The following is a 10,485-nucleotide window of genomic DNA, read 5'->3' as shown; positions in this document are numbered from 1 at the left end:
CGTGCGACGCCGGTACGGCCGGTGTCACCTGCGACGACCTTCAAGAAGGGGGGTGAACACGATGACCGTTGATGTCGATGCGCTGCAGGCGCTGGACGGGGAGGAGGAGGCCGTTGGCCTGCGTCCGTGCCAGAACACGTGTAGCTGGACCTGCACTTACACCGGCCAGTGATTTCGGGTCGGTCGGATGCTGAGCTTTCTGCCCGAAGGGGGGTGAACACGATGACCGTTGACGTCGATGCGCTGCAGGCGCTGGACGGGGAGGAGGAGGCCGCTGGTCTGCGTCCGTGCCAGAACACGTGTAGCTGGACCTGCACTTACACCGGCCAGTGATTTCGGGTCGGTCGGATGCTGAGCTTTCTGCCCGAAAGGGGGTGAACACGATGACCGTTGATGTCGATGCGCTGCAGGCGCTGGACGGGGAGGAGGAGGCCGCTGGCCTGCGTCCTTGCCAGAACACCTGTAGCTGGACCTGTACCTACACCGGCCAGTGACCGATGTGTGGCCGGGGCCCTGATCGGCCCCGGCCACCAGTCCCGATTGCCCTCCTGGAGGAGAGGATGACGACGTCGACAAGATCGGTCCCCCGCCTGCTGGCGGCGGCGGCCCTGGAGGCCCGAGGCTGGTTCGCCCTCGCCGTACTGGCGTCGATCACGGATGCGGCGGTGACGCTGGCGACCCCCGCCCTGCTGGCCCGGGCACTCGACGACGCCCTGGCCCACCGTCCGCTGACCGGGCCGGTCTCGGCCCTGGCGGTGGCGTTCGCGGTGGCGACGGGGGTCGCGGTGGTGCATGTGGTGGCCGGGGGAACGAGTGGGGCGGCGGCCACCGGCTGGTTGCGCCGCGGCCTCGTCCACCGGGTGCTGGGCGCGGGACTCGCCGGGCAGCGCCGGTACGGTGCGGGGGATGTCACGGGCCGGCTGGTCGGGAGCTGCGCCGAGTCGGGGCACGCCGGTCTCACCGTGCTCGACACGGTCATGTCGGTGGCCACGTCGATCGTGGGCGTGGTGTCCCTGTGGCTGATCGACTGGCGACCCGCGGTGACCTTCCTGCTCGGCCTGCCGCCGGTGTACGTCGTCCTGCGGCTGTTCTTCCGCCGGAGTTCGTCGGCGCTCATGCGCTATCAGGAGTTGCAGGGACAGATCGCGGACCGGTTGATCGAGGCCTTGGGCGGCGTCCGGACGATCCGGGCGAGCGGCACCGTGGCAGCGGAGACGACACGTGTGCTGGAGCCGCTGCCCGAGCTGTCGAGGACCGGCCTGCTGACGTGGCATCTGCAACGCGCCACCGCTTGGCAGATGGGGCTGTTGCTGCCGGTGATCGAGATCCTGGTCCTCGCCGTGAGCGGATACGGGGTGGTCGCCGGGCGGATCTCCCCGGGGGAGCTCGTCGCCGTCACGGGGTACGTCGCGATCGCGCTCGGACTACTCCAACAGATCGACGCCGTGGGTGAGTTGGCCCACTCGGTCGCGGCGGGCCGCCGGGTCGCCGAGGCCGTGGGCCAGCCAGTGACCCCGGCGGGGGAGCGGGGACCGGACGGATCCACCGCCGGATGTGCGGTCTCCTTCCGCGGGGTCCGCCTGCTCGCCGGGGACCGGGTGGTGCTCGACGGAATCGACCTGGAGATCCCGGCCGGCACGGCGCTGGCCGTGGTCGGGGCGTCGGGCGGGGGAAAGAGCAGCCTCGCCGCGCTGGTCGGGCGGCTCCACGATCCGGACCAGGGCACGGTGCTGCTCGATGGCGTACCCGTGACGGAGTTCACGGCGGATGAACTCTCCCGCCGCGTGGCGTACGCCTTCGAACGGCCTGCGCTGTTCGACGACACCATCCGCGCCACGATCGCGCTCGCTCGTCCGGAGGCGACGCAGTCCGTGATCGAGGCCGCTGCGCGGGCCGCCGGCGCCGATGACTTCATCCGACGGCTTCCCGACGGATACGACACCCGCCTGGCGGGTGCTCCGCTGTCCGGCGGCGAGGTACAACGGCTCGGACTGGCGAGGGCGTTCGCCCAGGACAGCCGGGTGGTCGTGCTCGACGACGCGACGTCCAGCCTGGACACGGTGACCGAGGCGAGGGTGACGCAGGCGTTGCACAGCGCCTTCACCGGGCGGACCAGGATCATGGTCGCGCACCGCGCTTCCACGGCGGCCCGTGCGGATCTGGTCGCCTGGCTGGCGGATGGCCGGATCAGAGCCGTGGCAACGCATGCGGAGCTGTGGAACGACCAGGAGTACCAGGCGCAGTTCGCCGCCGCTTCGGAGAGTGTGGAGGAGGAGACGTGTCCGATCCCGTGACCACGCGCCCCGGCTGGCGGATGCTGGGGCGCCATCTGCGCAGCCGCGGCGACGTCGCCGCCGCGGTGCTGGCGCTGTCCGTGCTGGAGGCGTTGCCGGCCCTGCTGTCCGGGCTCCTGATAGCGCGGGCCCTGGACCGGGGATTCCTGGCCGGGCGCCCGCTGGTGGGCCTGGCCTGGCTGGCAGTGCTGGGCGTCGCCATGGTGCTCCGGGCTGCTGTGACCCGCCAACTCCTGCCCAGGCTGGGGGTGCTGGTCGAGCCCTTGCGGGACGCACTGGTGAGTTCGGTGGTCTCCGCCACGCTCCGGCGCGGGGTCGCCGGCACGGCCCGCTCCGACGGGGCGAGCGTGGCCCGGCTCACCGGACAGGTGGAGACCGTACGGGCGCTGGTCTCCGCACTGCTGCGCTCGGTCCGGCAGGTCGGCGTGTCACTGGTGATGGCCCTGGTGGGGTTGGCGGCCCTCGCTCTGCCGGTGGCGGCCATCGCCGGGGTGTCGGTGGTCCTCACGCTGGCGGCGTACATGCCGCTGCTGCGTGCCCTGAGCCGGCATCGACGGGCCTTGCTGATCGCGGACGAGCGACTGGCCGCCGAGGCCGGTCAGACCCTGGCGGGCCTGCGTGACCTGGTGGCCGCCGGCGCGCGCGGTCGGGCTCGGGAGCGCCTGGACGTCCTGATCGGCGAGTGGGAAGCGGCATCGCGGGCCGTCGCGCGGACCGGCGCGGTCAGTGCGCTGCTCGTCTCGGCGGGCGGAAAGCTGCCGGTGCTGACTGTGTTCGTGATGAGCCCGTGGCTGCTGGCCGGACACGGGCTGACGGTCGGCGCGCTGGTCGGCGCAGTCGGCTACCTGCTGACCACCATCGAGCCCACGCTGCGCTCGATGGTCGATGTCATCGGCTCCTGGGGAATTCAACTCCACACGGTGCTACAGCGGTTGGGCGAAGCCGATGTCCCGTCCGAACCGGCCGCGCGCCACCCTGCCCACCCGTCCGCCGACGCCGGCCCGGCCGAGGCCTCCTCGGCCGGCGCCGACCTGGTCATCGACTGCCTGACCTTCGGTTACGGCCCGCACGCCGAGCCGGTCATCCGCGACCTCACGCTCGCCGTGCCCGCCGGCACCGTGCTGGTCGTGGTGGGCCCCAGCGGCATCGGCAAGTCGACCCTGGCCGACCTGCTCGCCGGGTTGGCGACGCCCGGCGCCGGGCAGATCCGGATCGGCGGCTTCCCCGTGGACCGGCTCGGCGAGGACTGGCTGCGCCGCCACGTCGTGCTGATCCCCCAGGAGGCGTACATCTTCACCGGGACGCTCCGGGAGAATCTCCGCTACCTGCGCCCCGAGGCCGCGGACAGCGAGCTCGCCCGGGCCGCGACCGCCGTCGGTGCCGACCGCCTGATCGGCCGGCTCGGCGGCCTGGACACCCGGCTCGGCGTGGGCGGGGCCGTTCTGTCGGCCGGCGAGCGGCAGCTGCTGGCGCTGGTCCGGGCCTACGTCTCGGACGCTCGCGTGGTGCTGCTCGACGAGGCGACCTGCCACCTCGACCCGGGTGCGGAGGCGCGGGCGGAGCTGGCCTTCGCGCGGCGCGGCGGCACCGTGGTCGTCATCGCGCACCGGATGAGCTCGGCCCTGCGCGCCGACCGTATCCTGCTGATGGACGGCGACCGGACGCTGAGCGGCACCCATCCGCAACTGCTCGCCGCCTCACCGCGCTACGCGGACCTCGTCGGCTACTGGAGCGGCTCGCACGCGGACACGCGGGACCAGCACATCACGGCCTCGCCGGCGTGAGCGCTCGCCCCGCGCGCATCCGTGCATCGGTGCATCCGTGCGTCCGAACCACGGACCGGCAAGCGCGTTCTCGGTCACAGCACCAGGAGTACCCGTGACAAACGTGTGCCGCAGGGAGGCTGCCTACAGGCATATGGTGCAGTCGAAGGCTGAGTCGAAGGCCGAAAGGCAACACCCGGCGCGGACCTCCGGACCAGCGAACGTCGCTCAGAGGGCGTTTAGTGTGGGCTAATTGCCCCTTATGCCCTAATAGGTTCCTCACCAGGTTGGTGTGCTTTCGTCCGCTATGCGCTTGGTGAGGTTGTCGATCGAGGCGACGTGGATCATGGCCTCGGAGCTGGCCGGGAGGGTCTCGTAGCCGCGGGCGAGGCGGCGCCGCAGCATGATCCACCCGAGACTCCGTTCGACCATCCACCGCCTTTTCACAACATGGAATCCAGGGATGTCGGACTTCCGGTGGACGACTTCGACGTCGATTCCGAGGCCGGCTCCATGCTCGACCATGGCGTTCTTGAAGCCGGTGTCGACCCAACTCTGGGAGATGCTCGGATAGGTCTTCTTGGCCTGATCAAGGAGCTGTATTCCCACGGCGTTCTCGGACAGGCTCGCGGCGGTGACGACCACGGCGAGGATCAGGCCGATCGTGTCAGTGAGGATCCCCCGCTTCCGACCGACGATCTTCTTCGCGGCGTCGGTTCCCTGGCTGGTCACGGGCACATTGGTGGAGGTCTTCACACTCTGGGTGTCGATCACCGAGGCAGTCGGCTCGGGCTTGCGGCCTTCCTTCACCCGGGCCAGTCCGGTGAGATCGTAGTTCAGCTGGGCGAAGATTCCCTCGTCGCGCCACGCGGCATAGTAGGCGTAGACGGTGCCGTGGTTGGGGAAGTCGTGCGGAAGGTATTTCCAGGGGATTCCGGTTCGGTTGACGTAGAGGATCGCGTTGAAGATGTCGCGCAGGTCGACTTTCGCCGGCTGTCCGGTGGGCCTGCGGTCGAGCCGGGCCTTTCTCCAGGCCGTCAGAGTCGGCTCTATCAGGGCCCATCGGGCGTCGGACAGGTTGGGGTACGGCTTGCGCTGGGCCATGACACGGCGTCAGCAGTAACACGCCGGAGGATGCCGTTCCGCTGCTGATTGGGCGATTCCATGACGTCTGCAAACCAGACGGACTTCGAGCAGCAGAAGAGGACGAGACGGGCAGCGCCCCTCGCTGGCGGCTCGGGGACAGTACCGACTTACCCGGCAAATGGTTGCCAAACAGGATGCGAACAAAAGCCGCATATAGTAACAGGGCTACCTAAACGCCCCCTCAGACTCAATCACGAACCGGACATCAGCCCAGGTATCGCCCTCTCGCACACGGCCGACGGCCGAGGCCCGCTACCCCAGCTCCGCCGAAGCCCCGGAATCCGCCGACCCCTGGGGCTGTCCCGGTGAAGCGGGTTCTCGGGGCTCCCCGGGCTGCTGCGGCTCGACGGGGATTCCGATCGGATCGGTCACCGGCAGGCCGAAGGCGTCGAGTTCCGCGTAGCGGGCGGTGGCGCCGAGCTGGGCGGCCGGCGGGTACTGGCTGGTGTGGTAGTAGCGCGACTGGAACGGGAGCACGGCCTGTACGCTCACCATGCTGCCGTCGGACCGGACCGGGAGCAGTTGCTGGCGTTCCATCCACAGCGCGGCACTGGAGCGCGGAGGGGTCGTCAGCTGCTGGGTGATCGTGACCTGTTGCATGGTGGTGACCGCGTAGCGGCTCTCGTAGCCGAGTTCGAGTGAGGCGCTGAGGCTGATCTCCCAGGAGGCAGACACGCCGATCCCGAAGGGCTTCGCGCTGGCCTCGACACCGTAGGAGAAGCCCACGCTGATCCCGGTGGCGCGGCTGAACGCCTCGCTGCTCTCGGTGGAGACGCCGGTCTGCACCTGTTCGCTGGCGGGCTGTTCGATCGATCCCTGGGAGTTGTTCCGGTAGAGGATCAGTTCGTAGTTCCGCCGCCGCAGTATCTGGTAGAACGGCGAGTTGTTGACCTTCCACGGCTCGTCGCGCTGTGGGTCGGTGACCATGTAGTACGGCACGGTGAAGGTCCGGTCGGTCACCGTCACGCCCTGCCGCGGCGGCTGCGTGTGGGAGGTCAACTGCGGGACCGAAGGACTGGGGCCGTGTTCGACCTGGGCGGGCAGGTCCAGGACCCAGCACGCCTCGGTGGGCGCCGGCCTGCCGTCGTAGCGGTCGATCCCGGTGAACATACCGCCCGGCAGGAGGAGACGTTCCTCCTGGTCATTGTGCGCGTAGGGCGGGGGCACGATCGGCCAAGCCGAGAACGCTCCTGCGGACCCGGGGTGCCCCCCGGGGTAGCCCTCGACGCGATCGCCGACCTCGGCGCGGCGGGCATAGTTCCAGCCGTTGTGCGTCTGCTTCACGCACACCACCGCGTCGAGCGGGGGCTTGGCCCCGTTGCTGGTGGTGTTGTAGTAGTCGCCCATGGCCACGTACCCGGGCGGTGGGATGGGCCGCCACATCACGCCGGTGGCGCCCGAGGTGGCACCACGCCAGATCATCCGGTAGTCGACCGGCGGCCGCAGCAGATCCCCGCCGCCGACGGCTCGTACGAGCAGCCCACCCCGCCTGCCGTCGGGGTCCGCCTCCTGCCTGGTTCGGCGGGCGGCGCAGCCCAGCACCGACCACCCCGGCGGGGGGACGGCTTTGAAGAAACTGACTTCGCCGTAGGCCAGGGAGTTGCCGTTCGAGGCGATGTTCATCGGCTGCCAGTTCGTGGTGAACCCAAGCTCCAGGTCGCCGTAGCGCCGTAGGATCAATTCAGCTCCTTTTCAGGATCTTTGATGATCAGTCAGATATGAGGCGAGCTCTTGTCTGCAGGATAGGAGGATTGGGAAGTCGCGTATACCGGCTGTGCGAACTATGGCTCGAAGGCGCGACTGTGGCGTGTTGGCGGCTCGCTGATTGGTCTTGTCGGTGGGCTGGGGGTTTGTGCGGCTGGTTGAGAAGTGCCGGGTGGCGTGAGCGGTGGTGGGATTTCCCCCGCGTCCCCTCCCCGGGCTGTCCCCTCCCCTCCCCGCGCCGTCGCCGGCGGCCGCCGAGCCGGCTGCCCCGGCGGGCTGACGCCATGCCGTGGTGGCCGACCCGTACCTGCTCTGAACTGCGCGTTCACCCCCGCCCGTAGGCACGGGTGAGGGGGCGCCGAGGCGCCCCGCAGTTTCGAGCCCGGGGAGTTCCCGTTGGTCCACCACACCGAAGATCCGGCCCGCCGCAGGGGCAGGTGGCGAAGGCCGCTCGTGGCCTTCGCCACCGCGACCGCCGTCGTGGGAGTGCTCGCGGCTCCCGGCATCGCGCCCGTGGCGAACTCCTTCGGGAGCCCTTCACCCTTCTTGTCCTGGCATCAACTGATGGCCATCCAGGGCCAGATGAACGAGACGGCTTCGGCCGTGGAACAGGTGTCGGGTCAGATCGGCAGCCAGGCCCTCGCCGGCGTGGTCGCCGCCCCCGAGACGAAGCACCTCACGGTCTACTGGCACGGCGAGCTGGCGCCCGAGGTCCGGGCGGTCGTCGCGCACAGCCCGGTGCGTGTCGACGTGAAGTCGGCGCCGCACAGCGCGCAGGACCTGAAGGACGCCTCGCGCGAGGTGACGCGCATCGCCGATTCCGTCGGAGTGCGGATCGCCGACGTGGCGATGCCGCAGGACGGGAGCGGCCTCACCGCGACCGTGGTGGGCGGCGAGGCCGACGCGCAGCGGCTGCGGCGGGCGGTGGCGTCCGTGAGCGTTCCGGTGACGGTCGAAGCGAACGGCACGGAGTCGATCAGCCTCGGCGAACCCTCGCGCCGGAGCGATCCGAGTGCCGGCGGCGCGCAGATCATCGCACCGTTCTGCAGCACGGCGTTCGCGATCAAGTACCGCGACGAGAACGCCATGCTCACCGCGGACCACTGCTTCATGCCGAACAACGAGACCAACGTCCGGTACGGCGTGGATGATTCGGGCGCACAGGGGCCGGCGATCGGCACCCGGATCTCGCCCCACATCGTCCGCCAGGACGAGAGGGGGCCCGTCTACCTCGACGCGGCCGTCATCAAGCCGTCTTCGAACATCACGATGGACCAGCAGATCTGGACGGGCGGCGCGGCCGACCAGTCCAGCATCTCGCAGACCAAGAAGTGGGTGAGCGCCGCGCAGGTGGCGCACGAGGGGAACTGGATCTGCAACGAGGGCTCCCGCTCGGGCGAGATCTGCAACATCCAGGTCACCACCAAGGTGACCGACTACTACGCCAAGGGCCCCGACAACCTGGGCGGCGAGATCGAGCACCACTACATGTACGGGTGGAAGGCCCTCAAGCAGTTCACCGCCGCCGACAACTCGTCCATCGCGGCCCGCAGGGGTGACAGCGGAGGCCCCGTCGTGCTGGGAGGCGGCCCGGGCCTGCCGGGGGCGCCGCCCAACATCACGGCCCTGGGCATCGTCTCGGCCACCACGGGTGGAACCTGGAGCTGCAAGACGCCGGGGAAGACGATGGCGACCACCTGCTCGGGCGGCATCATGTTCGTCGGCCTGGAGGACGCCCTCCCCATGCTGGGCGCCAAGATCGGCGTTCGCGACTGGAGCACCGGGCACGTGAGCTGGGAGGACTACGGCAGCGGCGGCGGGGGCGTGGCGATGGGCTCCGACCCCAAGCCGCACGACCACACCGAACTGGTCGACGGCAACGGTGCGGCGATGGCCTACGACCTGCCGAGCGGCCGGCTCGTCGGCAGCCAGCCCGGTGACCCGCGAGCCGACTGGGAAATCCTCCAGACGACGGACGGCGGCTGGATGTTCCGGAACCTCGCCGCCCCCAACGAGTACCTGGGCCAGTCCGCCGACGTCGGACTCCAGATGTCGGACTGGGAGGGCGGCCACTGGTACTTCCACCTCCAGATCAAGGGCGGGAACTGTCTCGCACTGTGGCCCGGCGCGAGCGTGCCGAACAGCATCGCGACACCCGGCAACGCCCCGTGCGACCACAACGACGAGAACCAGCTCTTCAAACTGGTGCCGGTCGGCGACGAGGACGCCGACCTGCCGAGCACGCCCGGCCCCCCGCCCGCGGACAGCCTGCACCTGCCGTCCCAGCAGCCGCCGGTGAAGCCTTCCGGGCCTTCCGTGGACGCGGCCTACTCCTTCCTCGCCCAGCGCCTCGACGCCCACGGCACCGGCAGCACGCTGCGCGTGCCCCGCAGCTACCAGGGCGGGCACTTCGAGGACCCGAAGCTGTTCGGCCCGGACGGCTTCCAGGCCTCCTTCACGTACGACAACGCGCTCGTCATCACCGCGTTCCTGCAACGCGGCGGAACCGACGACGTCGCCCACGCCACGGCGCTCGGGGACAGCCTGCTGTACGCCCAGGCCCACGACATCACCCCGGACGGCCGCATCCGCGCCTCCTACGAGCCGGACCCCTTCGTCAAGACCCCGTCCGGCGAGCCGTACGTCGGCGGGTTCTCCGTCTACACCGGGAACATGGCCTGGGCCGGCATGGCGCTCACCCGGCTCTACCGGGTGACCGGCCAACAGCGCTTCCTGGACGGGGCGTTGAAGGCCGCCAACTGGATCCAGAACAACACCGCGGACACCCGCGGTGCCGGCGGCTACACCGGCGGCCTGCGCAACGACGACGGCACCGGCCAGACGATGGTCCCGCTCACCTGGAAGGCCACGGAGCACAACATCGACACCGGCGCCTTCTTCGCCATGCTCGCCGGCGTCACCGGCGACGCGGGCTGGGCGCAGCGCTCCACCAACGCGTTCCGGTTCGTGAAGTCCGTGCAGGCCGTCAACGGCCACCTGTGGACGGGCACCGGCCTGGACGGGGTGACCACCAACGACGACGTCGAGCCGGAGGACGTGCAGACCTGGAGCTACCTGGCCACCCTCGACCCGTCCTATGCGCCCGCCGTCGACTGGGCGGCCGGGCGGATGGCGGCCACCGACGGCCCGTACAGCGGGGTGGGCTTCAGCGGCAAGGACACCAGCGGCGTCTGGTTCGAGGGCACCGCCCACCTGCTGGCCGCCTACCAGGTCCGCCGCGCGGACGGCGACGCCGCGAAGGCGGCGACCCTGATGGCGACCCTGCAGAAGGCCCAGAGCGGCGCGGCCAACACGGACGGCAAGGGCATCGTCGCCGCCTCGCACGACGGCCTGGACACCGGGGAGGGCGACTTCTACTACTCCTCCCTCCACACCGGGGCGACCGCCTGGTACGTGATCGCCGCACAGGGCGGCAACCCCTTCCGCCTGTGACCGGCAGTCGCGGCCGCCGCCCCCCACCCGGCCCCCCCCGCGCCGGCCCCCCCCCCCCCCACACCCCCACCCACACCCATGTCATGCGCGCAAAGACGGCGGACGGGTTGTAGAGCACCAGCGCC

8 protein-coding genes are annotated in these 10,485 nt (G+C 70.3%); 6 read left to right on the top strand and 2 right to left on the bottom strand.

What is annotated here, in order from left to right:
- Positions 1 to 61 precede the first annotated feature (61 nt).
- From ACFWPT_RS01545 to ACFWPT_RS01525, 5 genes are all read left to right on the top strand, one after another.
- Complete coding sequence (locus ACFWPT_RS01545) at positions 62 to 172, top strand: ALQxL family class IV lanthipeptide (RefSeq protein ID WP_380377178.1); 111 nt, start codon at positions 62 to 64, stop codon at positions 170 to 172.
- Between the two features lie 50 nt (positions 173 to 222).
- Positions 223 to 333 (top strand): ALQxL family class IV lanthipeptide, encoded by a 111-nt coding sequence (locus tag ACFWPT_RS01540; protein WP_363586623.1) that lies wholly within the window; start codon positions 223 to 225, stop codon positions 331 to 333.
- Positions 334 to 383: 50 nt separating this feature from the next.
- Positions 384 to 494 (top strand): ALQxL family class IV lanthipeptide, encoded by a 111-nt coding sequence (locus ACFWPT_RS01535; protein WP_363586623.1) that lies wholly within the window; start codon positions 384 to 386, stop codon positions 492 to 494.
- Positions 495 to 560: 66 nt separating this feature from the next.
- On the top strand, positions 561 to 2,294 hold the full coding sequence (locus tag ACFWPT_RS01530; RefSeq protein ID WP_380478653.1) for an ABC transporter ATP-binding protein: 1,734 nt from the start codon (positions 561 to 563) through the stop codon (positions 2,292 to 2,294).
- The gene (locus ACFWPT_RS01525) at positions 2,279 to 4,078 is read left to right on the top strand and encodes an ABC transporter ATP-binding protein (RefSeq protein WP_380478651.1); all 1,800 of its coding nucleotides are present in this window, start codon (positions 2,279 to 2,281) and stop codon (positions 4,076 to 4,078) included. Before ACFWPT_RS01530 ends, ACFWPT_RS01525 begins: the two co-directional genes overlap by 16 nt.
- Positions 4,079 to 4,336: 258 nt before the next feature.
- On the opposite strand, the gene ACFWPT_RS01520 is transcribed toward ACFWPT_RS01525, so the two are convergent.
- Positions 4,337 to 5,161, bottom strand: coding sequence for an IS5 family transposase (locus tag ACFWPT_RS01520; protein WP_380478649.1), 825 nt, complete (start codon positions 5,159 to 5,161; stop codon positions 4,337 to 4,339).
- 294 nt (positions 5,162 to 5,455) lie between these two features.
- The gene (locus ACFWPT_RS01515; RefSeq protein ID WP_380478647.1) at positions 5,456 to 6,883 is read right to left on the bottom strand and encodes a Vps62-related protein; all 1,428 of its coding nucleotides are present in this window, start codon (positions 6,881 to 6,883) and stop codon (positions 5,456 to 5,458) included.
- A gap of 588 nt (positions 6,884 to 7,471) precedes the next feature.
- Between ACFWPT_RS01515 and ACFWPT_RS01510 the strand changes: the two genes are divergently transcribed.
- The gene (locus ACFWPT_RS01510; protein WP_380478645.1) at positions 7,472 to 10,360 is read left to right on the top strand and encodes a trypsin-like serine protease; all 2,889 of its coding nucleotides are present in this window, start codon (positions 7,472 to 7,474) and stop codon (positions 10,358 to 10,360) included.
- Positions 10,361 to 10,485 lie beyond the last annotated feature (125 nt).

This window comes from Kitasatospora sp. NPDC058478, from assembly GCF_042720345.1.
In the GTDB taxonomy this organism is placed as follows: Bacteria; Actinomycetota; Actinomycetes; order Streptomycetales; family Streptomycetaceae; genus Kitasatospora.
The sequence above is the reverse complement of the archived record's forward strand: the minus strand, read 5'-3'. Positions and strand labels throughout refer to the sequence as shown.

What these genes read in the sequence shown, in the direction of transcription:
- ACFWPT_RS01520 (WP_380478649.1), bottom strand. Translation starts at nt 5,161, where the DNA reads ATGGCCCAGCGCAAGCCGTACCCCAACCTGTCCGACGCCCGATGGGCC.
- ACFWPT_RS01530 (WP_380478653.1), top strand. Translation starts at nt 561, where the DNA reads ATGACGACGTCGACAAGATCGGTCCCCCGCCTGCTGGCGGCGGCGGCC.
- ACFWPT_RS01510 (WP_380478645.1), top strand. Translation starts at nt 7,472, where the DNA reads ATGGCCATCCAGGGCCAGATGAACGAGACGGCTTCGGCCGTGGAACAG.
- ACFWPT_RS01535 (WP_363586623.1), top strand. Translation starts at nt 384, where the DNA reads ATGACCGTTGATGTCGATGCGCTGCAGGCGCTGGACGGGGAGGAGGAG.
- ACFWPT_RS01545 (WP_380377178.1), top strand. Translation starts at nt 62, where the DNA reads ATGACCGTTGATGTCGATGCGCTGCAGGCGCTGGACGGGGAGGAGGAG.
- ACFWPT_RS01540 (WP_363586623.1), top strand. Translation starts at nt 223, where the DNA reads ATGACCGTTGACGTCGATGCGCTGCAGGCGCTGGACGGGGAGGAGGAG.